Raw genomic sequence first — 25370 nt, forward strand, 5'->3', positions numbered from 1 at the left:
CCGGTCCGGAGACCGGCTCGCGCCGCTACGTGATCAGCTCCGCGAGCCGGTCATGGTGCCAGTCGGCGTTGCCCAACCATGCCTCCGACGCGAACGCCCGGCGGACGAACAGGTGAAGGTCGTGCTCCCACGTGTAGCCGATGCCGCCGTGGATCTGCACCGAGTCCTTGCCGATGCGGCGGACCGCGACGCCCGCCGTCGCCTTGGCCGCGTGCGTCGCGCGGTGCCGTTCACGGTCGTCGGCGTCGAGCGTCATCGCCGCGTAGTAGACGGCCGCCCACGCGCGCTCGAGGTCGAGGGCCATGTCCGCGAGCTTGTGCTGGACGGCCTGGAACGAGCCGATCGGCCGGTCGAACTGCACGCGCTCCTTGGCGTACGCGAGCGACATGTCGAACAGGCGCCGGCACGTGCCGACCTGCTCCGCCGCCAGCGCGACGGTCGCGCGCTCGAGGACGCGCGTGAGCGCGCCTTCGTCGACGGGAGTGGCGGGCGACGCTCGCAGCGACGAGGTGTCGACGTCGAACAGGCGGCGAGTCGTGTCGATCGTCTCGATGAGTCGCGCGGGCGGTGTGTCGACGATCGTGACGACCGGTCCGGCGTCGACGACGGCGACGTGCTCGACGCGGGCCACCTCGGGCACGAACGTCTTCGCCGGGTCGCCGTTCGCGCGCCACACGCCGTCGGGCCCCGCGACCGCCACCGTTCCGGTCACCTCGCCTGCGAGCACCTTCTCGAGGAGGTCCGAGCCGATCGCGTCCAGCAGCGGTGCGAACAGCGCGACCGTCGCGAAGAACGGTCCGGGCGCGGCGACGTAGCCGGTCTCCTCCACGAAGAGGCACAGGTCGACGGCCGACCCCGTGCCGAGCGCGCAGAACTCGCGCAGGTGCTCCCACAGCGGCCGCGCGACCGACGGGTCGTCCATGTGCGCGCGCAGCAACGACGTCGGGCACTCGCGCGCGAGCAACGCGCGCGCGGTGTCGCGCAGCAGCTCCTGCTCGTCGGTGAGTGCGAAGTCCATCTACCGGTCGTGTGTTGGGACAGAAAGTCGTCGTATGGCCGACAAAGCGACCCAACGCGCCGTCGTCACCGTCACCCCCGAGGGAGTCCCAGGATGCGCTGGGCGATGATGTTGCGCTGGATCTCGGCGCTGCCTCCCGCGATGGTCCCCGCGAAGCTCGTCATGAACCCGCGTGCCCAGCGGCCGTCCTCCTGCCCGCGCTCGGGGTCGACCACCGGTCCGTATGCGCCCTGGATCTCCATCCCGAGCTCGAACACCGCCTTGCTCGCCTCGGACGTCGCCATCTTCATGTAGGAGTGCTCGGGTGCCGAGCTGCCCTGCGCGAAGCTCGTGAAGCCCTTGTAGCCCAGCGCGCGCAGGCTGGCGGCCTTGCTGTAGGACTCCGCGATGCGCCGTCGCACGGTCGGGTCGTCGGCGACCCCGACGCGGTGCGCGAGATCCACGAGCGCGCGCACGCCTTGCTCGAGACGGGCGACGCCCTCGACCCACAGGCCGCCCCGCTCGTGGGCCAGCGAGCCCTGGGTGATGCGCCAGCCGTCGTTCAGCGTGCCGACGAGGTTCTCGCGCGGGACGACGACGTCGGTGAAGAACACCTCGGCGAAGCCGGCGAGCCCGTTGATGTGACGGAGGGGGCGGATGTCGATGCCGGGCGTGTCCATGTCGATGATGAGCACGCTGATGCCCTTGTGCTTCGGAGCGTCCGGGTCGGTGCGCACGTAGCAGAAGCACTTCTGCGCGTGCATCGCGTAGCTCGTCCACACCTTCTGCCCGTTGACGACGAACCGGTCGCCGTCGAGCTCCGCGCGCGTCTGCAGTCCTGCGAGGTCCGAGCCCGCGTTGGGCTCGCTCATCCCGATGCACCAGACCGTGTCGCCGCGTATGGCCGCGGGGACGAGCTGCTTCTGCGCGTCGTTGCCGAACTCGAGCAGGCTCGGACCGACGATCGCGTACCCGGGGAAGTGCACCGCGCGCGGGATCCCGCGCGACGCCATCTCCTCGAGGTACACGAGCGTCTGGACGGGTGTCGCGTTCCGGCCGCCGAGCTCGGGTGGGTAGCCGGGCACCATCCACCCGTGGTCGAACAGCGTCGCCTGCCAGTCACGGGCCCACTGCGGGATGACGTCGCCCGCCTCGTCCTCGGCGGCCGCGAAGTCGTGGAACCGGTGCGCCTCGGGTGGAAGGTGCTCGTCGAGGAACGCGACGAGCTCGGCGCGGAACGCCTCCTCCTCGGGACCCCACGCGAGGTGCATCGGCGGACGGCCCTCGCGCTCAGCCCTGCGGGCCGAACATGAACGGTGGCACGCCGGGGTCGGACTTGGCGAACAGCGTGTCGCGGCCCGACTCGATGTCGGCGATCGTCCACGGCTTGTCGGACGTGATCTCGGTGATCGGCCGCCAGCCCTGCACGATCTGCGCGAGCCCGCCTTGGATCTTCAGCACCTGGCCGGTGACGCCGGCCGAGAGGTCGGACGCGAGCCACGCGACCCCGGCGGCCACGTTCTCGGGTGCGAACTTGTCGAACTCGCCCTCCTTCGCGTTCATGAACCCGCTCGCGACGGTCTCGGTGAGGCGAGTGCGCGCGACCGGTGCGATCGCGTTCACGCGGACACCGATCCGCTCGAGCTCGCGCGCCATGACGATCGTCAACGCCGCGATGCCTGCCTTCGCGGCCGCGTAGTTGGCCTGGCCGGCGTTGCCGTAGAGGCCGGACTCGCTCGCGGTGTTGACGATCTTCGCGTTCACGGGCCCGCCGCTCGCCTTGCTCTGCTGACGCCAGTACGCGGCGGCGAACTTGCTCGGTGCGAAGTGGCCCTTCAGGTGGACCTTGATGACGGCGTCCCAGTCGGACTCGTCCATGTTGAAGCTCATCTTGTCGCGCAGGATCCCGGCGTTGTTCACGACCACGTCGAGCCCGCCGAACGTGTCGATCGCCTGCTGCACGACGGCCTCGCCGCCCTTCCACGACGCGATGTCGTCGTAGTTGGCGACCGCCGTGCCGCCCGCGCCCGTGATCTCGTCGACCACGAGCTGCGCGGGCCGGTCGTCCTTGCCCTCGCCGCTGAAGTCGCCGCCGAGGTCGTTCACGACGACCGACGCGCCCTCGGCCGCGAGCAGCATCGCCTCGGCGCGCCCGATGCCGCGACCCGCGCCGGTGACGATCGCGACCTTCCCGTCGAACAGGCCCATGCTCACTCCTGTCGTGCTCACGTGGCGGGTTGCTGACGTCGGTGTCAGACAGTAGCGGCGGGTCTCGCAGGCGGGCCAAAGCCCACCCGCCGTCAGTACGCGCCGACGTTCTCGAAGATCCGGCGGGGGTTCCCGACGAGCATCGCGTCGATCTGCGCGTCCGTGACGCCGCGGTCGCGCAACGCCGGGAGGACCTCGTCCGAGATGTGCGTGAAGTTCCAGTTCGGCGCGCCGACGTGCAGGACCTCGAGGTCGAACCAGTCGATGAAGCACGACGCGTCGTGCGAGAGGACCATCTTCTCGGCGTAGCCCTGCTCGCACAGCTTCACGACCGTGTTCACCCGGTCCTCGAACGGCAGGATCACGTCCACGCCGAAGCGGTCCATCCCGATGTACGAGCCGTTGTCCATCAGCTCGCGCAGGTAGTCGAGGTCGGTGCTGTCACCCGAGTGGCCGACGATCACACGCTCGAGGTCGACGCCCTCCTCCTTGAAGACGCGCTGCTGGTCACGACCGCGGTAGTGCTGGACGTTCGTGTGCGTCGTGATCGGCACACCGGTCTCGCGGTGCGCGCGCGCCGTCGCCCGCAGCACCCGCTCGACGCCCGGTGTCAGGCCCGCCTCCTCGGTGACGCACTTGAGGATCGCGGCCTTCACGCCCGTGTCGGCGATGCCCTGCGTGATGTCGCGCACGAACATCTTCACCATCACGTCGACGCCGTCGGGCTGCAGCTGCGGGAACCGGTAGTGGAACCAGAACGGGACGTCGTTGTACGTGTAGACACCCGTCGCGGCAACGATGTTGAGCTCGGTCTGCGCGGCGACGCGCTGCACGCGCGGGATGTAGCGACCGAGGCCGATGACGGTCGGGTCGACGATCGTGTCGATGCCCAGGGCCTTCAGCTCGTTCAGCTTCGCGATGGCGTCCGCGACGCGCTCCTCCTCGTCCCAGTCGCCCGGGTAGTTCTGCTGGATCTCGGTGTTGAGGACGAAGACGTGCTCGTGCATCAACGTCGGCCCGAGCGCGGCGGTGTCGACGGGCCCGCGGACCGTCTCGACGGTGGGCATGGCGCGACCTCCTGTCGTCCCGCTGCTGCGCGTTCGGCGCGGGCGGCGGACGGTACCCGAGCCTGCTCGGCGAGGCGCGGCGCGCACCTGAGGGCGTGTCAGATAGCGTCGCCGCCGGACCCGTCGGACCGAGCTGCCGGAGGCAACCGTGAACTACCCGCTCGACGTCGGTGGTGTCGACGACTACGCGATCAAGGTCGGGAGCATGCTGCTCACGCTCGTGGACCCGTCGAAGGGCTACGAGCGCGCGTACAACCGGTGGTACGAGCGGGACCACTTCTACGCGGGCTGCATGATCGGCCCGTTCCTCTTCGCGGGGAGCCGGTGGGTGGCGACACGCGAGCTCAAGGACCTGCGCTGGCCGAAGGGCGACACGACGATCGCGAACCCGATCGACGCCGGCTCGTACGTCGCGATCTACTGGGTCGAGAAGGGCCATCACGAGGAGCACTTCGGCGAATGGGCCCGCCCGCAGGTGCGCGACCTCTACGCGCAGGGCCGCGGCTTCGCGGAGCGCAAGCACGTGCACACCGTGCTGTTCGACCACCTCGGGGCGGTCTACCGCGATCCCGACGACGTCGCGGTGCCGGTCGAGCTCGCGCTCGACCACGGCTACGACGGGCTCGTCGCCGCGTGGTTCGACGCGCGCGGCACGGACGCGCGCGGGTTCCACGAGAAGGTGTCGAAGGAGCTGCTGCCCGAGCTGATGCAGGGGTCCGGCATCGAGATCGCGAGCACGTGGACACCGTCGGCGGGCGAGAACGACGAGAAGGATGTTCCCATGGACCTCGGCTCACGCGCCGGCGGGCCCGAGCGCGCGTGCCAGCTGTTCTTCGTGTCCGGCGACGTGCGCGACACCCTCGACCGGTTCCACCGCTACACCGACGGCATCGGCAAGCAGGGCCTCGGCGACGTCCACCTCGTGGCGCCGTTCTTCCGGACCGTCATCGGCACCGACAAGTACGTCGACGAGCTCTGGTGACGCGAAGATGCGGCACTGACGTACGGATTCCGTACGTCAGTGCCGCATCTCGCGTGGTTACCGCCCGGTGAACCTGGGGTCGCGGCGTTGCTTGAACGCGGCCATGCCCTCGACGAGGTCGGACGACGTCGTCGCGAGCGACTGGAACGCGCCTTCGCGGTCGAGCGAGTGCGCGAGGTCGGTCTCGAAGCTCGCGTTGAGCAATTGCTTCGACAAGCCGAGCGAGCGCGTCGGACCCGCCGCGAGACGGGCGGCGAGCTCGGTCGCCTCGGCGTCGAGCTCGTCCTGCGCCACGCACCGGTACGCGAGGCCGAGGTCGACCGCCTCCGCGCCCTTGCAGCCCTCGCCGAGCATGACCATCGCCTTGGCGCGCGGCAGCCCGACGAGGCGGGGAAGCAGGTAGGCGCCACCGGCGTCGACGACGAGCCCCCACTTCGCGAACGACCACAGAAAGCGCGTCTCGGGGTGCACCATCACGAAGTCGCACGCCAGCGCGAGGTGCGCACCGGGCCCGACCGCGACGCCGTTCACGGCGGCGACGGTCGGCTTGTCGAGCTCCCACAGCTCCCGGATGAACGCCTGCACGCCGACGCGCAACGCCTCCGAGGTCGAGCGCGTCTCGAACTCGCCGCCACCGGCTCGCGCGACCGTCGAGGCCCCGAGGTCCATGCCCGCGCAGAACGCGTCGCCGACACCGGTGACGAGCAGCGCGCGCACGTCCGGGTCGGCGCGTCCCGCGCGGACCGCGTCGACGATCGTGTCGCGCATCTCGATCGAGAGCGCGTTCTTCGCCTCGGGCCGGTCGAGCGTGATGCGACAGACGTGGTCGTCGCCGGTCTCGACCCGGACGCCGGTCGCCGTGGCGGTCACCGTTGGTTCGTCAGGATGTTCACGACCGACACACCCGAGCCGCGGCCACCCACGTTGTGCTGCAGCGCGTAGCCGTTGCGGATCTCGACCTGCCGGTCGCCCGCCTCCCCGCGCAGCTGCCACCAGCACTCCGTCAGCTGCGCGACGCCCGTCGCGCCGATCGGGTGCCCCTTGGCGAGCAGCCCGCCCGACGTGTTGACCGGGATGCGGCCCGTGAGCGACGTCTCGCCGTCGAGCGACGCGACGCCGCCTTTGCCCTTGTCGACGAACCCGAGGTCCTCGATGTCGAGGATCTCGGTGATCGTGAAGCAGTCGTGCACCTCGGCCATGTCGACCTGCGACGGCTCGATCCCTGCCATCGCGTACGCGCGCTTCGACGCCTCGGTCGTCGCCTGGAGCCCTACGAAGCTCGACTTCTCGTGCAGGTACGGGTGGTCCGTCGCGACGCCGAACCCCGCGACGTACACCGGCTTGTCGGTGAACTCGCGGGCGCGCTCCGCGTTGACGAGGATCGTCGCCGCGGCGCCGTCGGTCTGCGGGCAGCAGTCGAGCAGGTGCAACGGCGTGCAGACCGGCGGCGACTTCATCACGTCGTCGACGGTGATCTCGTTCTGGAAGTGCGCGTACGGGTCGAGCGCACCGTTGTGGTGGTTCTTCACCGCGACCGACGCGAGCATCTCGCGGGTCGTGCCGAACTCGTGCATGTGACGCGTCGCGAACGGCGCGAACAGCACGGGCGCGGTCTCTCCTCGGGTGAGGATCGGGTGACCGGCCGCGGCGCGTGACAGGAGCCCCTCCTCGGTCGACTTGTCGCGCATCTTCTCGACGCCGATCACGAGCACGACGTCGTACACGCCGCTCGCGACCGCCATCGCGCCGACCCGGAACGCGTCCGAGCCGGACGGGCACGCGTTCTCGACGCGCGTGCACGCGATGCCCGCGAGGCCGATGGCGGTCGGCACCGTGTTGCCGCCGATGCCCTCCTGGCCCCACAGCGTGCCCCGCTGCGTCGCGACGAACGCGGCCTCGACCTGGTGCGGGTCGAACCCCTTGTCGACCGCGTCGACCGCGGCGTTGAACGCGCCCGCCGCCATCTGCTCGTAGCTCTGGTCGAACAGCTCCCCGAACTTGATCAGCCCTGCGCCGACGACCGCGACCCGGTTCCACGCCATCACACACCCTCCGCAGCGTTGTCGTCCTGCGTCGCCGTCGCGCGCGCCTTGAACCCGTAGACGGGCACGCCGCGCTCGTACGCGTACCTGCGCAACACCAGCTCCACCGGCGAGCCGACGTGCAGCCCCGAGCCGTCCCCGACGACCTGCAGCATCACGCGAGCGCCGTCCTCGAGGTCGACGACCGCGATCGGCAGCGGCGCGACGAACGGCGCGGGCATCGTCTGGTTGACGACGAACGTGTGCACGACGCCGCGCCGCGCGAGCGCGACCGGCTCCAGCTTCGTGCCGCCGCACTGCACGCACGTCGGATGGATCGACGGCGGCGTGCTGATCGTCCCGCAGTCGGCGCAGCGCGCGCCGAGCAGACCGAGCATCTCGTCCATGCCTCGCACGAACATCGCGCTCTCCGGCGGCACGCCCATCGGGACCGTCTCACCCGTCGCGACGAGCTGGCCGCGGGCCCGCAGCACCTCCGTGTAGCTCGCGCTCCGCCCGCCGGCCAGCGCGTCGGCGGTGCCGGCCGCACCGGGGACCGGCGCGTCGACCGTCACGACGACCCCGGTCGCGCGCCCGCCGCCGTACGCGACGACACCCACCGCGCCCGGCGCGTCGAACGCCTGGGCCGCGCCGAGGAGGGCCGCCGCCGCGCCGGTGTCGCCGACGGCCCCGTACGCCGCGCTCGACGCCGGTGCACCGGCGCCGAGCTGCTTCGCGACCGCGGCGCCGAGGCGGCCGTCGGGGTCGGGGAGCGACCACGCGCTCACGTCGAGGGCGCCGAGCTGCTCGGCGACCTCGCGCACGAGCGGCACGAAGACCTCCTCGCGGAACAGCCGGGCGTCGTAGACGTCCCGGGTCGCCGGTTCGTCGTCGCCGCGATAGCGGTCGAGGAACGGGCGCGTCCGCGTGACACGCGCCCCGATGGTCGCGGGGCCGTCGCCCGCCGACAGCACGACCGCCGCCGCGCCCGCACCCGATCGCGTCTCGAACGGGGTCCCCGGGCCCGGCACGACCGCGTCCGACACGACGACGAGCGCGACCCGTGCGGATCCCGCCGCGACCGCGTCGGCCGCGGCGAGCAGCGCCTCGATCCCGGCGTGCGTCGAGCCGCTGCACAGCGCACCGGACGAGTTCGGTGACAGGCCGACCGCGGCGGCGAGGAGCGCGTGGCTCGGGCCCTCGGCGAACGGAGGCCGGCTCGTGCCCCACCAGAGCCCGTCGACCGTCGCCCCGTCGATCCCGGCCGCGGTCAGCGCGCGACCCGCGGCTTCCGCGGCCAGCGTGAGGACGTCCTCGTCCGGCGCACAGACCGCGGTCCGTCCCCGACCGCCGCCGCGACCCCAGGCCGCGCCGACGTCGGCGGCGTCGAGACGGAGGCCGGCGGCCGACGCGCCGACGGAGACGATCCGGGCCGGGGAGCTGCGCGCGGGGGACGTCACGGAACCTGACTCTAGCGTCATGTGTCCTGGCTCCCTCGGGTCGGACGCCGGGCGCGGCGTGTTCAACTCGTGAGCGGTTCGCGTCGATACGTCAGGGGTGACGGAGGCAGGGGCTCGGCTGCGCGCGTACGCACGCGAGGTGTCGCGCAAGCCGACGGGCTGGTGGGTGCTCGTCTGCATCCCGCTGCTGTGGCTCGGCAGGCGCGCAGGCGTGATCGCGTCGACACCGCTCTGGCTGCTCGCGCTGCTGCTCGTCGCCGTCACGTGCGCGCGCACGCTCGTGCACCTCGCGGTCCCGTCACCCGCGAGCGGGCCGCGGCTGTGGGCGCGCATCGCGGTCGACATGGCGGGCATCACCGCGGTCGTGTACGCGCTCGGGTGGGGCCCGACGCTCGCGGTCGGATATGTCTTCGGGACCGTCGACAACCTCGAGGGCGACGGGTCGGCCGTGACCTACCCGGCGATCGTGTGCTCCCTCGCCGGCATCGCGCTCGGTCAGGCCGCGATCGCGGCACACGTCGCGCCGACGCTCGTCCATGCGCCGCTCGTGCACGGCCTCGCGGTCCTGTGCGGCGTCGGCGTGGCCGTCACCATCCGGCTGCTCGGATGGGAGACACGCGCGAAGGAGCGTGCACAGGCCGAGACGCGCCGCCGCGAGGCCTGGTTCCGTGCGCTCGTCCAGCATGCGTCGGACGTGGTCCTCGTCATCGGGCGCGACACGAGGATCACGTACGCGAGCCCGGCGTTCCAGCCCGTGTTCGGCGCGCCGCCGGAGGACGCGGTCGGCGTGCCCGCCGTCGAGCTGGCGCACGGCGACGACCTCGCCGCGGCGCGCGTGCTCCAGGAGATCAACGGCCGGCCCGGCCAGGTCCACCGCGTGCAGATCCGCATGTCGTTCCGCGGCGGTCCGTGGAAGTGGTTCGAGATGAGCGTCACGAACCTCGTCGACGACCCGGCGGTGCACGGCGTCGTCGCGAACCTGCGTGACATCACGGAGCGGCGCGGCTTCGAGGAGCGCCTCAGCTACCAGGCGTTCCACGACGCGCTGACCGACCTCCCGAACCGCACCGCGTTCCTCGACCGCGTGCACCGATCGATCGTGCGCGCGTCCCACGCGGGGGAGCGCGTCGCCGTGCTCTTCCTCGACGTCGACCGGTTCAAGCTCGTGAACGACAGCCTCGGCCACGAGATCGGCGACCGCCTCCTCGTCGACGTCGCGCAGCGCGTGCGGCGTTGCGTGCGACCCAACGACCTCGTCTCGCGCTTCGGAGGTGACGAGTTCACGGTCCTGCTCGACCACCTGACGGACGTCGGCGACGCGACCGCGACCGCGCAACGCATCCTCGACGCGCTGCGCCATCCCGTCTCCATCGGCGGGCGCGACCTCTTCGTGACGACGAGCATCGGCATCGCGGTGTCGCGGGACTCGATGCTCGCGGCCGACGAGCTGCTGCGCGAGGCCGACCTCGCGATGTACGTCGCCAAGGAGAAGGGGCGGGGACGCTACGAGCTGTACGACCCGTCCAGCGCGCCACGCGTCGCCGAGCGGCTCGAGGTCGAGGCCGATCTGTGGCGCGCCGTGCACAACGGCGAGCTCGCGGTGCACTACCAGCCGGTCGTCGCGCTCGACGACGGCGAGGTCGTCACGCTCGAGGCCCTCGCGCGCTGGCACGACCCGGCGCGCGGGCTCGTCGCGTCGGACGCGTTCGTGCCCCTGGCGGAGGAGAGCAGCCTCATCGTCGCCATCGACCGGCTCGTGCTGCGCACCGCCTGCGTGGACGGGCGCCGCTGGCACGAGCGGCTCGGGCCCGACGCGCCCCGTGTCGGGGTGAACCTCTCCGCGCGGTTCCTGCGCCAGGTCGAGGCCGTCGACGAGGTCGCCGCGCAGCTCGACGAGACCGGGCTCGACGCCGACCGGCTGCAGATCGAGATCACCGAGCGGTGCGCGGTGACGGACGAGGCCCGCACGATCGAGGCGCTCGAGCGGCTGCGCGCGCTCGGCGTGGTCGTCGCGATCGACGACTTCGGGACGGGCTACGCGTCGCTCGACTACCTCAAGCGACTGCCCGTCGACACCGTGAAGCTCGACGGCTCGTTCGTCGAGGGGATGGACGAGGCCGCGTCGGAGGCCGCGATCATCCAGGCCGTCATCACGATGTCGCACGCGCTCGGCCTGCAGGTGACCGCGGAGGGCGTCGAACGCGCCGAGCAAGCCGCGGTGCTCCGGTCCCTCGGCTGCGACAACGCGCAGGGTCACCTCTTCTCGCCCGCGCTGCCCGCGGCGGCGATCGACGACCTCCTCGCACCGGCTCAGGTCGTGCCGCTGCCGGTCCGCCGGAACGCCGCGTCGTAACGACACGCCCAGGCTGTGGTCCGATCCCGGGTCAAGGCGCCCCCGCGCGCCGTCGATCAACGACCTTGTGACCGTGGACATGCAGGGACCGCCGCCTCCCGCCGACTCGTGGGCACCGCCGGCCGTCGTGACGCCGCCCGATCGCCCGGGCGGTCGCCGGCGCGGCCGGCTGGTTGCCCTCGTCGTCGCGGCGGTGCTCGTCGTCGTGCTCGGCGCGGGTGGGCTCGTCTACGCGCTCGTGGGCCGTTCGGGTGGTCACTCGTACCCGAGCCACTGGGACGCCCGCATCGCACCGATCGCGCACGAGGTCGAGAAGCTGCGCGGCCTGAAGTTCGAGCACCCGGTGCCCGTCGACTTCCTGTCCGACGCGAAGTTCCGCAAGCTCGTCACGACGGACGACAAGGACCTCAGCGCGTCCGACCGGCGTGATCTGCAGCGCAGCGAGGGCCTGCTGCGGGCCCTCGGGCTGATCGGCCGCGACGTCGACCTGCTGTCGGCGACGAACACGCTCCAGGGATCGGACGTGCTCGCGTTCTACGACAACGACACGAAGCGCGTCAGCGTGCGCGGTCAGCGGCTCGACGTGGACACACGCGTGACCCTCGCGCACGAGCTGACCCACGCGCTGCAGGACCAGCACTTCGACCTCACGAAGCTGCAGGACCAGGCCGACCGCGACAACCGGCAGCTCCCGCTCACCGCGCTCGTCGAGGGGGACGCCGTCCGGATCGAGGACGCCTACGTCAACACGCTCTCTGAGGCCGACCAGCAGGCGTACGACGCGAGCCAGAACGCGGACTCGTCGTCCGTCCAGCAGCAGACCGACGACGTCCCCGGCATCGTCGTCGCGTTGCAGCAGACGCCCTACGCGCTCGGCCCGACGATGCTCGAGACGTTCAAGGCGCTGCACGGCGGCGGTGCGATCGACGACGCGTTCCGCGACCCGCCCCGGACGGATCTCGACGTGCTCGCGCCGATCCTCGGCGACGACCTCGGCGGCGCGCGTCACGTCGCGACGCCGGCGCTGCGCGCGGGGGAGCGTCGGGACGGTGCTCCCGACACCTTCGGTGCCGCCGGGCTGTACTTCACCCTCGCCAGCCGGATGCCGGCCGCCGACGCGCTCCGCGCGGCCGACGGGTGGGCCGGCGACTCGATGATCGAGTTCCGTCGTGGTGACGAGCTGTGCGTCCGGGCCGCGTTCCGTGGCCGTGACGCGTCGGCCACGACCGCGATCGCGGACGGGCTGCGGCGCTGGGCCGGCGCGATGCCGGCCGGCATGGCGACGGTGGACACGAACGGCGGGCTGGTGACGTTGTCGTCGTGCGACGCGGGGACGCCCGTCCCGACGGCGAAGACGTTCGCGGACGACGCGCTCACGATGGTCGGGACGCGCAACGAGCTCGCGGCCACGTTCGTCGAGCAGAGCAGCGTTCCCGGCGGCGTGGCGCAGTGCGTCGCCGACGGGGTCGTCGCCCGCCCCGACCTCTACGCCGAGGTCCAGAAGAACGAGGACAACCCGCCGCAGTCGTTCGTTGACGCCGTCCGCGGCATCGCGACCACCTGTCGAGCCTCGACGTAGCCCCGGGTCGCGGGCACGCGCACCGGGTGGCCGGGGACGTGCGCGACGATCGTCGCGTCCCGTCCGCCCACCGAGAGGCGTCTCATGTCCGTGCACGCGGTGACGACGTTCCTGTCGTTGCTCGCGCTGGTTGCCCTCGCCGGTGCGGTCGTCACCGTCGTCGCCGCCACGGGTGCACGCGCGAACGGCGCACTCGGGCTGACGCTGCGGCGCAGCGCGCTCGGCCTCGCGGCGACCGTCGCGGTCGTCTCGCTCGCCGGCTCGCTGTACCTGTCCGAGGTCGCGCACTTCCTGCCCTGCCGCCTGTGCTGGTACCAGCGGATCGCCATGTACCCGCTCGCGGTCGTGCTCGTCGTCGCGGCGCTGCGGCGTGACGCAGCGGTGCGGTGGTATGCGATCCCGCTCGCGGTCGGCGGGCTGGCGATCTCGCTGTGGCACCTCGGCGTCGAGCACCTCGGCATCGGCGAGGGTGCATGCGACATCGCGAACCCCTGCTCGATCCGGTGGGTCGAGCACTTCGGGTTCGTGACGATCCCGTTCATGGCCGCGTGTGGCTTCGTCGCGATCGCCGTCCTCACGGCCGTCGCCGACCCGTTCGCGGACGACGACGCCGACGTCGACGGTGACGGTGACGACGCAGCGACGCGTCCCGCGCCGTCGCGCGACCGAGGAGCGCGCGTGATGGAAGGGAGCGGCACGTGAGCCAGCGACCCGGTCCGGGCGGCGGTTCCGGCCGGCGGCCCCCGCCGCGGAAGCGCCCCGTCACGCGGGGGCGCCAGGGCCCACCCGCCGGCTTCGTCGTCGCCGTCGCGGTCGTCGTCGTGATCGGCGTGGCCGCGCTCGTGGCCGTCGTCGCGTCCGGGGGTGGCGGCAGCAGCAAGAGCGCGAGCAGCAAGAGCGGCGGCTCGACCGGGTCGTCGGTCGACTACGGCAAGGTCGCCGTGCAGGGCAGCGCGCTCCCGCAGTTCGACGAGAACCAGCCGGCGAAGGGTGACGGGGCGGCGCTGCCCACGATCACGGGCGAGTCGCCCACGGGCGCGACCGTCACCATCCAGCCCGGCGGTGGCCCCCAGGTCGTCGTCGTCGGCGCGCCGTGGTGCCCGCACTGCAACCGCGAGCTGCCGAAGCTCGTGCAGGAGCTCGACAGCGGCTCGCTGGGCCACCCCCGCATCACGCTCGTCGTGACCGCCCAGGCGCCGAGCTACCCGAACTGGCCGCCCGGCCGCTGGATCAGCTCGACGATCCGCTGGCCCGCGAACCTCGCGCCCGTCATGCTCGACGACAAGAACACGACCGCGGCGAACGCGCTGGGCACCCCGGCCTACCCGTACTTCGTGTTCGTCGACTCGCAGGGCAAGGTCGGGTCGCGCCTCACCGGTGAGATCGGGCTCGACGTGTTCCAGCAGCACCTGCAAGCGCTGCACTGACCGCCCGGGGCTGGGGTCAAGGGTGGGCGCGGCGTCGTGCCGCGTCGAGCTCCGCCCAGGCCGCGTCGCGCCCTTCGAAGCCGGCCGTCGACGACGACTTGCCCGGCTCGAGCGCCTTGTAGACGTCGAAGAAGTGCTCGATCTCGTCGAGGAGGTGCTGCGGGAGGTCGCGCAGGTCGGCCACGTCGTCCATCATCGGGTCGCGGTCCAGCACGCAGATGAGCTTGGCGTCGGGCCCCTTCTCGTCGCTCATCCAGAACACGCCGACGGGCCGCGCGGTGACCATGCAGCCGGGGAACGTCGGGTCCTCCAGCAGCACGAGCGCGTCGAGCGGGTCGCCGTCCTCTCCGAGGGTGTCGGGCACGAACCCGTAGTCGGCCGGGTACACCGTCGCCGTGAACAGGCGGCGGTCGAGACGGATCACGTGGCGCTCGTGGTCGTACTCGTACTTGTTGCGGCTCCCGCGCGGGATCTCGATGACAACCTCGATCGTCTCGTGCCCGTCGTGCGTGCCCACGCCGTCTCCTCGCGCTCGCCCGGCGGCGGGGTACGTACCCGCCACGCGTCCCTAAATTGCAGCCGTGATCCCTGACCGCACGCGTGCCGCCGGCACGCGCGCGATCGGGCTGCGGACCGACGCGTACGAGCTCACCATGCTCGACGCGACGCTGCGCTCGGGAACCGCGGACGTACGCGCTGTGTTCGAGGTGTTCACCCGCGGCCTGCCCGACGGGTACGGGTACGGGATCGTCGCCGGGCTCGGCCGGCTCGTCGACGAGCTGCAGGAGTTCCGCTTCGGCGACGACGAGCTCGAGTACCTGGCCGCGACGCGGCTCGTGCACGACACGACCCTGGACTGGCTCGGCCGGTACCGCTTCACCGGCTCGATCGACGCGTACCGCGAGGGCGAGACGTTCTTCCCGTTCTCGCCGGTGCTCACCGTCGAGGCCGGCTTCGGCGAAGCGGTCGTCCTCGAGACGATCGTCCTGTCGGTGCTCAACCACGACTCGGCGGTCGCGTCGGGCGCGAGCCGCATGGTCGACGCGGCCGCCGGCCGGACGCTGATCGAGGGCGGCAGCCGGCGGACGCACGAGGACGCGGCCGTCGCCGCGGCACGCGCGGCGTACATCGCCGGCTTCGCGTCCACGTCGAACCTCGAGGCCGGTCGCCGGTACGGCATCCCGACTGCCGGCACCGCTGCGCACGCGTTCACGCTCGTGTACCCGTCCGAGCGCGACGCGTTCGCGGCGCAGGTCGCCGCGCTCGGCCCGGGCACGACGTTGCTCGTCGACACGTTCGACGTGGCCGCGGGGATCCGCACGGCCGTCGACGTCGCCGGGCCCGGCCTCGGCGCCGTCCGCATCGACTCGGGCGATCTCGCGACGGAGGTGCCGCGGGCGCGCGCGCTCCTCGACGAGCTGGGCGCGACCCGGACCCGGATCGTCGCGTCCGGCGACCTCGACGAGCACGCGATCGCCCGGTTGCGCGGCACGCCCGTCGACACGTTCCTCGTCGGGACCAAGGTCGTGCTCGCGCCGACACCCGGGTTCGTCTACAAGCTCGTCGCGGTCGGCGAGGAGCCGCGCGAGGAGCGCCGCCTGCGCGGTGTCGCGAAGCTGTCCGTCGGGAAGGCTTCCACCGCGGGCAAGAAGCGGGCGTTCCGCTTCCGGGACCCGGAGGGCCATGCCGACGCCGAGCACCTCTTCCTCGACGACCGCACACCTGCGGGCGGCCGCCCGTTGCAGGTGCGCGTCGTGACCGACGGTGTCGTGGCCGCGCAGCCGTCGCTCGAGGAGTCACGCGCGCACGCGTCTGCGGCGCGTGCCGAGCTGCCCGACGGCGCGCGCGACCTGTCCGGTCGCGGCGCGTCGATCACCGCGACCGTGGTCTGAGGAGCGCGACCATGGAGCGCATGGACGGCGAACGGCGCGCGCTCGTCGTCGTCGACGTGCAGCGCGACTTCTGCGAGGGCGGCGCGCTCGCCGTCGCCGGCGGCAACGACGTCGCGACGCGCGTCGTGCTGCTCGCGCAAGAGGGCGACTACGAGGTCGTGATCGCCACCCGCGACTGGCACGTCGATCCCGGCGAGCACTTCGCGAGCGAGGGCAGCGAACCCGACTACGTGCGGAGCTGGCCGGTGCACTGCGTCGCGGGGAGCCGAGGCGCGGCGTTCCATCCCGCGCTCGACGACGTCGAGCTCGACGCCGTGTTCGACAAGGGTCACCGCGGCCCCGGCTACTCGGGGTTCGAGGCGATCGAGCACCTCACGCACGAGCCCTTCGACGGGTGGCTCGAACGCCACGGCGTCACCGCACTCGACGTCGTCGGCATCGCGACGGACCACTGCGTGCTCGCCACCGCGCTCGACGCCGCGCGAGCCGGCTTCTCGGTGCGCGTCCTCGAAGGCGCGGTCGCCGGCGTCGGTGCGGACACCAGCGCGGCGGCGATCGCGCGGATGCGCGCCGCCGGCGTGGAGGTGGTCCCGGGCCTGGGTGACGGGTGAACGACGACGAGGCGACGGACCTCGGCGACGAGGCACGGTTCCTCGCGTCCTACGACCCGTCGCGCTACGACCGCGTCGCGGTCACCGTCGACGTCGTCGCACTGACGGTGCGCGACGGCGAGCTGTCGGTGCTGCTCGTGCGGCGCGGCGGCCACCCCTTCAAGGGTCGTTGGGCGCTCCCCGGCGGGTTCCTCGACGCGACCGACCGCACGCTCGACGACGCCGCGCGCCGGGAGCTGCAGGAGGAGACCGGACTCGACCTCACCGCCGACACGCACGACCTCGTGTACTTCGCGCAGCTCGGCAGCTACGGCGACGTCGGTCGGGACCCGCGTCAGCGCACCGTCACGGTCGCCTACCTCGCGCTCGTGCGCGACCTCCCCGAGCCGCACGCGGCGGACGACGCGGCCGATGCGCGCGTGCATCCCGTGCGTGACCTCGCGCTCGGCGGCGACCGCGTAGGCGTGCAGCTCGCGTTCGACCACGCACGGGTCGTCGCGGACGGCGTCGCACGGACGCACGCGCTGCTCGGCGATCGCGACCTGGCCACCCGGTTCGGGATGCGCTGACCAGGAACACCACGGCCCCCGCCCGGCGTTGTCCCCAGTAGACCGATGGGTAAGGGCGGAGGGACATGAAGAACAGCGTGCGTCTGGGGCGGATCGCCGGCGTCGAGGTCGGCCTCCACTGGAGCCTCCTCGTCATCGGGGCGCTCCTCGCGGCCGGGCTCGCGGGCGGCCGGTTCCCGTCCGACGCGCGCGGCTACTCCGACGTCGCGTACGCGATCGCGGGCGTCGTCACCGCGGTCGCGTTCCTCGCCGCGGTCCTCGCGCACGAGGTGAGCCACGCGGTCGTCGCCCGGCGTGAGGGCGTACGTGTCGACGGCATCACCCTGTGGCTGCTCGGCGGGATGACGCGCATGCACGACGAAGCACCGACGCCGCGCGCGGAGCTGTGGATCTCGGGCTCCGGTCCGCTCGTCAGCCTCGTGATCGGTGTCGTGCTCGCGGGCGTGGCCGGGATCGCGCACGCGGTCGCGGCGCCTGCACTCGTCGTCGCCGTGCTGTGGTGGCTCGGTGCGATCAACGTCGTGCTCGCGGTGTTCAACGTGCTGCCCGGCGCGCCGCTCGACGGCGGCCGCCTGCTGCACGCCTTCCTGTGGGCCCGCCACGGTGACCGCGTGCGCGCGACCGAGACGGCGAGCCGTGCCGGCCAGGTGCTCGGGTGGATCCTGATCGGCTTCGGGTTCGTCGAGTTCGCCGCGGGGACGGGCCTGGGCGGCGGGCTGTGGCTCGCGCTGCTCGGCTGGTTCCTCGTCGCCGCGGCGCGCGCCGAGGAGCAGCGGGCGCAGGTGCAGGAGATGCTCGCGGGCCGCACCGTGTCGGACGTGATGACGCACCATCCCGTCGTCGTGCCCGCATGGATCAGCGCGCGGGAGTTCGTCGACCACTACCTGCTCGGCCACCACCACTCGGGCTTCCCCGTGGTCGACGCGCAGGGCGACGCGGTCGGCGTCGTGACGCTGGCGCGCGTTCGTGCCGTCCCACCTGATCGGCGCGCGAGCAGCGTCGTCGGCGAGATCGCGTGGCCGGTCCGGGACGTCCCGACCGCGCGACCCGACGAGCCCGCGCCCGTCCTCGTCGACCGCATCGGGACCGGCGCGGAGGGGCGCCTCCTCGTCCTCGACGGCGGCCGTGTCGCCGGGATCGTGACCGCCGGCGACCTCGACCGGCTCGTGCAGCGGCGCGCCGGCGTCTGGGGCTGACGCCCGCGGTCGCGCTCAGCGGTCGCGCCAGTCGGGCGCGGCGCGCGCGAACCAGCGGCCGTCGTGGCGCTCCACGCTGACGGGCAGGCCGAAGCACTGCTCCAGGCTGCGCGCGGTGAGGACCGTGTCGACCGGTCCGGCCGCGACCGCCCGGCCGTGCGCGAGCAGCAGCGCGTGGGTGGTGGTCGTCGGCACCTCCTCCAGGTGGTGCGTCACGAGCACCGACGTCGCCTGCAGGGCACCGCGGTCGCCGGTGCCGTCGTCGCCGGCGGCCGACTCGAGCGCGGCGAGCAACGCCTCGCGGCCCGGCATGTCGAGCCCCGCGGCGGGCTCGTCGAGCAGCAGCACCCGTGGGCGACCGGCGAGCGCGCGTGCGAGCAGCACGCGCTGACGCTCACCCTGCGAGCACGTGTCGAGCGTGCGGTCGGCCAGATCCGCGCACCCCAGCCGGTCGAGCAGGGCGCGTGCGCCGTCCTCCGCGTCGCGGTCGGCGCGCTCCCACCACGGACTCAGGGCTCCGGACGCGCCGGTTCGCACGACGTCGACGGCCCGCGCGCGGGGCGGGACGCGGTCCGCCACCGTGTGCCCGACGAGCGCGAGCTCGGGCCACAACGACCGCACGTCGACGTGTCCGAGCTCGTGGCCGAGGAGCCGCACTCGGCCCGCGCTCGGGTGACGCCGCGCCGCGAGCAACGACAGCAGCGTCGTCTTGCCCGCGCCGTTCGGCCCGAGCACGACCCAGTGCTCGCGCTCGTGCACGCACCACGTGAGCGGTGCGAGCAGGGTCGCGTCCGGGGTGCGGACGCTCGCGCCTTCGAGCTCGACCAGCGCGGCGGGACGCGCCACTAGTCGAGCAACGTGGGATCGGCGCGCAGCTCCTCGCGCACCATCGCCTCCCAGAACCCGCGGAAGCCCTCGCCGTCACTGCGCTGCATCCCGCGCACGTACGCGTCCGGCAGCCGTGACACCGCGGTCCCGCCTGCCGCGCGCACGTGCCACGCGCGCTGGCACCGTTGCTCGAGCGCGACCGCGCGCTGGTGGACGGCGCGCGCGGAGCCGCCGAGCACGAACACGCCGTGTCCGGCGAGCAGCGCGAGCTGCGCGTCGCCCATCTTCTCGACGGCTCGGCGCGCGCTCGACCGATCGTTGACCGGCCCGTCGTACTCGTCGACGAGGACCAGCTCGCCCCCGCCGAGCGCGGAGCTCTGGTCGAGCACGGGGGGCACCTCGCCGATGTCGGCCCACACCGTGCCGTAGAGCGGGTGGTTGTGCACCGCCCACCTGACGTCGTCGCGCAAACGGTGCAGCTCGAGGTGCAACGGGATCCCGAGCGGCACCGGCCAATCGCCCTCGACGAGCCCGCCGTCGAGATCGATGCGGATCACCTGGCCCGGGCGCAGCTCGTTCCACGTGATCAGCCACGGGTTGCACAGCAGGGTGCCGTCGCCGAGGTTGCACGTGATGTGCCCGGCGAGATGGTCGCTGTAGCCCTCGCGCCACAACGTCCGCGCGAGCAGCACGAGCTCCTCGCGCGGCGACAGGTCCGGGATCAGCTTCTCGGGGGTCGGTGTGAACTCCACGACGCCTCCTCGTGACGTGCGCGCGGTCCACGACGTTAGAGGCTCGCCGGTAGAGTCCCCGGCCCGCGTGGTCGACCCGCGTGGAGGAGCGGGAGCATGAGCGACGAGACGACGGCCGGCGGCGCGAGCGGGATCGACGACTTCACGACGCCGTGGCGACGCGACGTCGGCGAGCTCGCGTCCGCGCTCGCGAAGTGGGCCGCGCAGACGATGCCCGGCGCGGTCACCGTCTCGGACGTCGCCGCGCCCGGCAACGGGATGTCGAGCGAGACCGTGCTGTTCACGCTGCGCGAAGGCGACGGTCCGCCGCAGCCGTGCGTCGCGCGCCTCGCCCCGCTCCCCGAGGTCTATCCCGTCTTCCAGACCTACGACCTCGACCTCCAGGCCCGCTGCATGCGTCTGGTCCGTGAGCGGACGGACGTGCCCGCGCCCGAGGTCCGCTGGCTCGAGCCCGACGTGCGCTGGCTCGGCGTGCCCTTCCTCGTCATGGCGGGGATCGACGGCGAGGCGCCGCCCGACGTCCCGCCGTACGTGTTCGGCGGTTGGCTCGCCGACGCGACGCCCGAGCAGCGGGAGTGCCTGCAGCGCGACGCGGTGAGCGTCCTCGCGCGGGTCCACACGATCACGCCCCGGAATGCCGACCTGTCGTTCCTCGCCCATCCGGAGCACGGCGCGTCGCCGCTCGACCAGCAGCTCGGCCACGAGCGCGCGTACTACGAGTGGGCGCGCGAGGGCATCAGGTATCCACTCATCGAGCGGACGTTCGGGTGGCTCGACGAGCACCGTCCCGTCGAGGGCGACGCCGTGCTCGACTGGGGCGACGCGCGCATCGGCAACATCCTCTTCCGCGACTTCCGCGCGGTCGGGGTCCTCGACTGGGAGATGGCGACGGTCGGGCCGCGTGAGGTCGACCTCGCGTGGATGGCGTTCCTGCACCGCTTCTTCCAGGACATCGCGGCGCGCTACGGGCTGCCCGGCATGCCGGACTTCATGCGGCGGGACGACCTCGCGAGCACCTACGAGTCGTTGACCGGTCACACACCGCGCAGCCTGGACTGGTACGAGGTCTTCGCCGCGCTGCGCTTCGCGATCGTCTCGGTGCGCACGAGCACACGCGGCATCGCGTACGGCCTCGCGGAGCAACCCGACGATCCCGACGACCTCGTGATGTTCCGGCCGCTGCTCGAGGAGATGCTCGCGCGCCCGCCGTCTACGGATTCGTGATCTCGAGCTCCACGGTGTGCGCCACGTCGCGCGACGACCGGCCGACGCGCAGCTCGTAGACACCCAGGTCGACCCGCCAGCCGGGCTGCGCGCGTCGTCCGTCGTCGCCGTCCGCGCCGCCGCCCGTCGGGACGACCGATCCGCGGCTCTTCAGCGTCTCGGCGTCGGGGCGGCCGGGATCCCAGTACGCGAACGCGCGCTCGTCGAGGGTGAGCGTGACCGTCTCGGACGCGCCCGCCTCGAGCGTGACCTTCGCGAACGCCTTCAGCTCCTGCTCGGGCCGGACGAGCCGCGCGGCGCGCGGCGCGACGTAGCACTGCACGACCTCGCTGCCCGCACGCGTGCCCGTGTTCGTGACGGTGACGTCGAGGCGGACCGGCTCGCCGGGCGCGACTCGGGTCGACGACGCGACCGGCTCGCCGATCGTGAACGTCGTGTACGACAGGCCGTGGCCGAAGCAGTAGCGCGGCTCGATCCGCCGCGTGTCGTACCAGCGGTAGCCGACGAGCAGGCCCTCGCCGTAGCGGACCTCGTCCCGCTCGCCGGGGAAGTTCCCGTAGCTCGGGTTGTGCTCGAGCCGGACCGGGAACGTCGTCGGCAGGCGTCCGCCCGGCTCCGCGTCGCCGGTCAGGACGTCGGCGAGCGCGTCGGCCATCTCCTGCCCGCCGAACCATGTCTGCACGACGGCGCGCGCGTCGTCGGCCCACGGCATCGTCGCCGGGGAGCCCGTGTTCAGGACGACGACGGTGTCGCGGTTCGCCGCGACGACGCGCGCGACGAGGTCGTCCTGGCCGCCCGGGAGGTCCATCGACGTGCGGTCGTGGCCTTCGGACTCCCACTCGTTCGTCGTCCCGACGACGACGATCGCGACGTCGGCGTCGCGGGCCGCGGCGACGGCCCGCTCGACGGAGTCCGCGGCCGGTGTGGGCCGGACGCCGACACGCGCCGCGCTGATGACCGGTGACGAGCCGGACGCGTACTCGACGACGACGTCGACGGCGCGGCCCGCCGCGAGCTCGACGGTCGCGACGGCCTCGACGCTCCCCGCGCCGAAGAACGACTCGCCGCGCGGCGGCGGATCCGTGAACCCGTCGAGCACGGTCGTGCCGTCGACCACGACTCGCGCCCTGCCCGCCTGGACGAGGGTGAAGTCGTGCGGGCCGTCGACGGACGGCGTGAACCGCGTCGTCGCGCGCGCCGAGAACGCTCCCCGCAGGTCGGGTGACGGCGTGCCGAGGAAGAGCAGCTCGAGCGTCCCGCGGGTCGTGTCGATCACCGGTTCGCCGGCGAGCTCGGTGCCCGCGAACACCGCGACGTGGGTCTCCGCCGTGAGGACGGGGACGGACTTGTCGATGTCGAGCCCGGGCTCGTACACGATCTCGACGCGGTCGCCGAACTTGTCCCGCAGGGCCTGCAGCGGCGTTCGCCGGTACGGCGGCGTCACCTGGGCCGACCCGCCGCCCATGATCACGGCGCGGTCGGCGTTCGGGCCGATGACGGCGACGCGGCCCACCTGCTCGCGTCGCACCGGCAGCAGCCCGTCGTTGTGCAGGAGCACGATCGCGCTCGTCGCCGCCTCGCGCGCGATCGCGCGATGCGCGGGCGTGTCGACGCGCTCGGGTCGCCGCGGCTCGGGCGCGTCGAGCGCGCCGACGCGGGCGAACGTCGTCAGCAGGCGCGTGACGATCGCGTCGACGTCGTTCTCGTCGACGTCGCCGGCGCGGACCGCGTCCGCGAGCGCGGTCCCGTACGCACGGCCGGGCCCGGGCATCTCCAGGTCGAGGCCGGCGCGCGCGGACGCCGCCGTCGCCGCGATCCCGAACCAGTCGGTGAGCACGAACCCGTCGAAGCCCCATTCGTCGCGCAGGATCCCGCGCAGCAGGTGCTCGTCCTCGGTGCACCACGCGCCGTTGAGCCGGTTGTAGGCGGTCATGACGCCGAGCGAGCCGCCGTCGCGCACCGCGGTCTCGAACGGGAGGAGATAGATCTCGCGCAGCGTTCGCGGGTCGATCACCGACGACATCGTGTAGCGCTCCGTCTCGGCGTCGTTGCCGACGAAGTGCTTCACGGTCGTCACCACGCCCTCGCTCTGTGCGCCGCGCACGAACGCGGCTGCGAGCCGTCCGGACAGCAGCGGGTCCTCCGAGTAGCACTCGAAGTCCCGGCCTGCGAGCGGCGACCGGTGGATGTTCACGGTCGGTGCGAGCAGCACGCGGCAGCCCTTCGCGCGCGCTTCCCGTCCGAGCACGGCGCCGACGCGTGACACGAGGTCCGGATCCCACGTCGCGCCGAGTGCCGCGCCGCACGGCACGCACGTCGACGGCTCGCCTCCCTCTCCGGGCAGCGACGGGCCGCGCGCGCCGCTCGGGCCGTCGGTCACGTTCACGGACGGGATGCCGAGCCGCTCGACCGCGACGGTCGACCACATGTCGGCGCCGGCTGTGAGCGCGGCCTTCTCGTCGAGCGACATCGCGTCGACGAGTGCAGCGACGTCGACCTCACGCGTCATCGTGCGACCTCCACACCGCGCCGCTCCCCGGAAAGGGCGGGACTGTAGTGTCGCCCGCCATGACGAACCCGTTCGGCTACGAAGGCAAGCGCGTCGTCGTCACCGGCGCTTTCTCGGGCGTCGGCGCGGCGTTGGTGGAGCTCCTCGCCGAGCTCGGCGCGGCTCACGTCACCGTCCTCGACGTGAGGAAGCCGAGCGGGCCCGTCGACACGTACCTCGAGACCGACCTCGCGGACCCCGCGGCGATCGACGACGCGATCGCCGCGATCGACGGTGACGTGCACGTGCTCTTCAACAACGCGGGTGTCGCCGGCACCCGACCCTCCCGCACGGTGATGGCCGTCAACTACCTCGCGCTGCGGCGCCTGTCCGAGTCGTTGCTCGATCGCATCCCGAGCGGCGGGGCGATCGTGAACACGGCGTCGATCGCGGGGAACCAGTGGCCCGAGCACCTCGGAGAGATCACGGAGCTGATCGGTGTCGACGGATGGGACGCCGCGCTCGACTGGTGCGACGCGCATCCCGACCTGATCACCGACGCGTACGCGTTCTCGAAGCAGTGCGTCCAGGTGTGGACGATGTGGTCGTCGCGCGCGACCGGTCGGCGCGACATCCGCACGAACAGCGTGTGCCCGGCGCCGATCGACACGCCGCTGCTGCCCGAGTTCCGTCAGGTCATGTCCGACAAGATCATCGACTGGACTGTGTCGCAGGCGAACGGCCGCCTCGTGACGCCGCGCGAGGTCGCGACCGCGCTCGCGTTCCTCGGCAGCGACGCCGCCGTCTACGTGAACGGGGTGAACCTCGACGTCGACGCGGGCTTCTTCGCCGCGATGAAGACGGGCCAGGTGGACTTCAGCGGCCTGTCGTAACCGCGCGCGGCGCGCTGCGGCATTGCAGGTCGCTAGTGCGGCACGAGGCCGCCGTCGGCGAGCAGGACCTGACCGGTCACGAAGCTGCTCGCGTCGGACGCCAGGAACAGCGCCGGACCGACCATCTCGTCGGGGTCCGCGGCGCGGCGCATGAACGCCGCGTTCGCCATCCGCTCCTGCACCGCGGGCGGGTTGTTGCGCACCATGTCGGTGTTCACCGTCCCGGGCGCGAGCGCGTTGACGCGCACGCCGAGCGGCGCGAACTCCGCGGCCATCGACTTCGTGAACGAGAACAACCCGGCCTTCGCGGCCGAGTAGGTCGCCGTGAACGCCGAGAAGAGGAACGCGCCCGCGGAGATGACGTTGACCACCGACGCGCCGGGGCTCTCGCGCAGGTGGGGGAGCGCCTCCTGGATCAGGAAGACGGGGCCGCGGAGGTTCACGTCCATCGACTTCTGGAACGCCTCGGGCGTGAAGTGACCGAGGTCCTCGCGCAACGCGTTGGCCGCGTTGTTCACCACGATGTCGAGCCGCCCGAACCGCTCGACCGTCCGGTGCACGAGCGCCGCCAGCGCGTCGAGGTCGCCGAGGTGCGTGGGGACGCCGAGCGCCTCGCCGCCCATCGCCTGCAGGTGCGCCTCGGTCTCCGCGCACGCGTCGGCCTTGCGACTCGCGACGGCGACGTTCGCACCCGCGGCGACGAACCCCTCCGCGATGGCGCGCCCGATGCCGCGTGTCCCACCCGTGACGATCGCGACCCGGCCCGTCAGGTCGAACAGCGACTGCAGCTTCTCCCGGTCCACACGTCCTCCCCTGCACTTGT

At 72.6% G+C, this 25370-nt stretch carries 23 protein-coding genes; 11 read left to right on the forward strand and 12 right to left on the reverse strand.

The window, feature by feature from the left end; translation table 11 throughout:
- Positions 1-25 precede the first annotated feature (25 nt).
- The 4 genes from VFC33_04545 to VFC33_04560 form a co-directional block, all read right to left on the reverse strand.
- The gene (locus tag VFC33_04545; protein ID HZR12500.1) at positions 26-1018 is read right to left on the reverse strand and encodes an acyl-CoA dehydrogenase; all 993 of its coding nucleotides are present in this window, start codon (positions 1016-1018) and stop codon (positions 26-28) included.
- A gap of 71 nt (positions 1019-1089) precedes the next feature.
- On the reverse strand, positions 1090-2268 hold the full coding sequence (locus VFC33_04550; protein ID HZR12501.1) for an acyl-CoA dehydrogenase family protein: 1179 nt from the start codon (positions 2266-2268) through the stop codon (positions 1090-1092).
- 19 nt (positions 2269-2287) lie between these two features.
- Positions 2288-3205: an SDR family oxidoreductase gene (locus VFC33_04555; GenBank protein HZR12502.1), complete on the reverse strand. Its 918-nt coding sequence runs from the start codon at positions 3203-3205 to the stop codon at positions 2288-2290.
- A 92-nt stretch (positions 3206-3297) separates the two neighbouring features.
- A complete protein-coding gene (locus VFC33_04560) occupies positions 3298-4272 on the reverse strand; it encodes a phosphotriesterase-related protein (protein ID HZR12503.1) in 975 nt (324 codons plus the stop codon).
- A 148-nt stretch (positions 4273-4420) separates the two neighbouring features.
- Here VFC33_04560 and VFC33_04565 point away from each other — a divergent pair, with 148 nt between their 5' ends.
- Positions 4421-5254 (forward strand): hypothetical protein, encoded by an 834-nt coding sequence (locus tag VFC33_04565; GenBank protein HZR12504.1) that lies wholly within the window; start codon positions 4421-4423, stop codon positions 5252-5254.
- Between the two features lie 57 nt (positions 5255-5311).
- Here the strand turns inward: VFC33_04565 and VFC33_04570 are convergent, their stop codons facing one another.
- The 3 genes from VFC33_04570 to VFC33_04580 are packed head-to-tail and all read right to left on the reverse strand — an operon-like array spanning position 5312 to position 8735.
- Complete coding sequence (locus VFC33_04570) at positions 5312-6124, reverse strand: enoyl-CoA hydratase-related protein (GenBank protein HZR12505.1); 813 nt, start codon at positions 6122-6124, stop codon at positions 5312-5314.
- Positions 6121-7296 carry a thiolase domain-containing protein gene (locus VFC33_04575; GenBank protein HZR12506.1) on the reverse strand — a complete coding sequence of 392 codons (1176 nt, stop codon included), beginning with the start codon at positions 7294-7296 and terminating at the stop codon, positions 6121-6123. The genes VFC33_04570 and VFC33_04575 overlap by 4 nt, the downstream gene beginning before the upstream one ends.
- On the reverse strand, positions 7296-8735 hold the full coding sequence (locus tag VFC33_04580; protein ID HZR12507.1) for an OB-fold domain-containing protein: 1440 nt from the start codon (positions 8733-8735) through the stop codon (positions 7296-7298). The genes VFC33_04575 and VFC33_04580 overlap by 1 nt, the downstream gene beginning before the upstream one ends.
- 97 nt (positions 8736-8832) lie before the next feature.
- Between VFC33_04580 and VFC33_04585 the strand changes: the two genes are divergently transcribed.
- The 4 genes from VFC33_04585 to VFC33_04600 all read left to right on the forward strand — a co-directional run bounded on the left by VFC33_04585 (position 8833) and on the right by VFC33_04600 (position 14094).
- Entirely contained in the window at positions 8833-11088 is a 2256-nt protein-coding gene (locus VFC33_04585) for an EAL domain-containing protein (GenBank protein HZR12508.1), read from the forward strand.
- A 73-nt stretch (positions 11089-11161) separates the two neighbouring features.
- The gene (locus tag VFC33_04590) at positions 11162-12667 is read left to right on the forward strand and encodes a hypothetical protein (GenBank protein HZR12509.1); all 1506 of its coding nucleotides are present in this window, start codon (positions 11162-11164) and stop codon (positions 12665-12667) included.
- A gap of 84 nt (positions 12668-12751) precedes the next feature.
- Positions 12752-13369 carry a disulfide bond formation protein B gene (locus tag VFC33_04595; protein ID HZR12510.1) on the forward strand — a complete coding sequence of 206 codons (618 nt, stop codon included), beginning with the start codon at positions 12752-12754 and terminating at the stop codon, positions 13367-13369.
- On the forward strand, positions 13366-14094 hold the full coding sequence (locus VFC33_04600) for a hypothetical protein (protein ID HZR12511.1): 729 nt from the start codon (positions 13366-13368) through the stop codon (positions 14092-14094). Before VFC33_04595 ends, VFC33_04600 begins: the two co-directional genes overlap by 4 nt.
- Before the next feature lie 16 nt (positions 14095-14110).
- On the opposite strand, the gene VFC33_04605 is transcribed toward VFC33_04600, so the two are convergent.
- A complete protein-coding gene (locus VFC33_04605; GenBank protein ID HZR12512.1) occupies positions 14111-14611 on the reverse strand; it encodes an inorganic diphosphatase in 501 nt (166 codons plus the stop codon).
- A gap of 64 nt (positions 14612-14675) precedes the next feature.
- On the opposite strand from VFC33_04605, the gene VFC33_04610 reads away from it, so the two are divergent.
- From VFC33_04610 to VFC33_04625, 4 genes are all read left to right on the forward strand, one after another.
- Positions 14676-15986, forward strand: a complete 1311-nt coding sequence (locus VFC33_04610; GenBank protein HZR12513.1) for a nicotinate phosphoribosyltransferase — start codon at positions 14676-14678, stop codon at positions 15984-15986.
- Positions 15987-15997: 11 nt separating this feature from the next.
- Positions 15998-16597, forward strand: coding sequence for an isochorismatase family protein (locus VFC33_04615; GenBank protein ID HZR12514.1), 600 nt, complete (start codon positions 15998-16000; stop codon positions 16595-16597).
- Positions 16594-17166: an NUDIX hydrolase gene (locus VFC33_04620; protein HZR12515.1), complete on the forward strand. Its 573-nt coding sequence runs from the start codon at positions 16594-16596 to the stop codon at positions 17164-17166. Before VFC33_04615 ends, VFC33_04620 begins: the two co-directional genes overlap by 4 nt.
- 65 nt (positions 17167-17231) lie before the next feature.
- A complete protein-coding gene (locus VFC33_04625; protein ID HZR12516.1) occupies positions 17232-18362 on the forward strand; it encodes a site-2 protease family protein in 1131 nt (376 codons plus the stop codon).
- Positions 18363-18377: 15 nt separating this feature from the next.
- On the opposite strand, the gene VFC33_04630 is transcribed toward VFC33_04625, so the two are convergent.
- Positions 18378-19208 carry an ATP-binding cassette domain-containing protein gene (locus VFC33_04630; GenBank protein HZR12517.1) on the reverse strand — a complete coding sequence of 277 codons (831 nt, stop codon included), beginning with the start codon at positions 19206-19208 and terminating at the stop codon, positions 18378-18380.
- Positions 19208-19942: a class II aldolase/adducin family protein gene (locus VFC33_04635; protein ID HZR12518.1), complete on the reverse strand. Its 735-nt coding sequence runs from the start codon at positions 19940-19942 to the stop codon at positions 19208-19210. The genes VFC33_04630 and VFC33_04635 overlap by 1 nt, the downstream gene beginning before the upstream one ends.
- Before the next feature lie 96 nt (positions 19943-20038).
- Here VFC33_04635 and VFC33_04640 point away from each other — a divergent pair, with 96 nt between their 5' ends.
- The gene (locus tag VFC33_04640) at positions 20039-21166 is read left to right on the forward strand and encodes a phosphotransferase family protein (GenBank protein HZR12519.1); all 1128 of its coding nucleotides are present in this window, start codon (positions 20039-20041) and stop codon (positions 21164-21166) included.
- Here the strand turns inward: VFC33_04640 and VFC33_04645 are convergent.
- Positions 21153-23675 (reverse strand): glycoside hydrolase family 3 C-terminal domain-containing protein, encoded by a 2523-nt coding sequence (locus tag VFC33_04645; protein ID HZR12520.1) that lies wholly within the window; start codon positions 23673-23675, stop codon positions 21153-21155. The genes VFC33_04640 and VFC33_04645 overlap by 14 nt on opposite strands.
- Before the next feature lie 59 nt (positions 23676-23734).
- Here VFC33_04645 and VFC33_04650 point away from each other — a divergent pair, with 59 nt between their 5' ends.
- On the forward strand, positions 23735-24547 hold the full coding sequence (locus VFC33_04650) for a coniferyl-alcohol dehydrogenase (GenBank protein ID HZR12521.1): 813 nt from the start codon (positions 23735-23737) through the stop codon (positions 24545-24547).
- Between the two features lie 32 nt (positions 24548-24579).
- Here VFC33_04650 and VFC33_04655 read toward each other — a convergent pair whose 3' ends face one another.
- Positions 24580-25350: a glucose 1-dehydrogenase gene (locus VFC33_04655; protein ID HZR12522.1), complete on the reverse strand. Its 771-nt coding sequence runs from the start codon at positions 25348-25350 to the stop codon at positions 24580-24582.
- Between the last annotated feature and the right edge of the window lie 20 nt (positions 25351-25370).

Source organism: Acidimicrobiia bacterium, assembly GCA_035651955.1.
Taxonomy (GTDB): domain Bacteria; phylum Actinomycetota; class Acidimicrobiia; order IMCC26256; family JAMXLJ01; genus JAMXLJ01.

Excerpts from the sequence above, each read along its gene's own strand:
- VFC33_04545 (HZR12500.1), bottom strand. The coding sequence starts at position 1,018 with ATGGACTTCGCACTCACCGACGAGCAGGAGCTGCTGCGCGACACCGCG.
- VFC33_04550 (HZR12501.1), bottom strand. The coding sequence starts at position 2,268 with ATGCACCTCGCGTGGGGTCCCGAGGAGGAGGCGTTCCGCGCCGAGCTC.
- VFC33_04555 (HZR12502.1), bottom strand. The coding sequence starts at position 3,205 with ATGGGCCTGTTCGACGGGAAGGTCGCGATCGTCACCGGCGCGGGTCGC.
- VFC33_04560 (HZR12503.1), bottom strand. The coding sequence starts at position 4,272 with ATGCCCACCGTCGAGACGGTCCGCGGGCCCGTCGACACCGCCGCGCTC.
- VFC33_04575 (HZR12506.1), bottom strand. The coding sequence starts at position 7,296 with ATGGCGTGGAACCGGGTCGCGGTCGTCGGCGCAGGGCTGATCAAGTTC.
- VFC33_04595 (HZR12510.1), top strand. The coding sequence starts at position 12,752 with ATGTCCGTGCACGCGGTGACGACGTTCCTGTCGTTGCTCGCGCTGGTT.
- VFC33_04615 (HZR12514.1), top strand. The coding sequence starts at position 15,998 with ATGGAGCGCATGGACGGCGAACGGCGCGCGCTCGTCGTCGTCGACGTG.
- VFC33_04625 (HZR12516.1), top strand. The coding sequence starts at position 17,232 with ATGAAGAACAGCGTGCGTCTGGGGCGGATCGCCGGCGTCGAGGTCGGC.
- VFC33_04640 (HZR12519.1), top strand. The coding sequence starts at position 20,039 with ATGAGCGACGAGACGACGGCCGGCGGCGCGAGCGGGATCGACGACTTC.
- VFC33_04645 (HZR12520.1), bottom strand. The coding sequence starts at position 23,675 with ATGACGCGTGAGGTCGACGTCGCTGCACTCGTCGACGCGATGTCGCTC.
- VFC33_04650 (HZR12521.1), top strand. The coding sequence starts at position 23,735 with ATGACGAACCCGTTCGGCTACGAAGGCAAGCGCGTCGTCGTCACCGGC.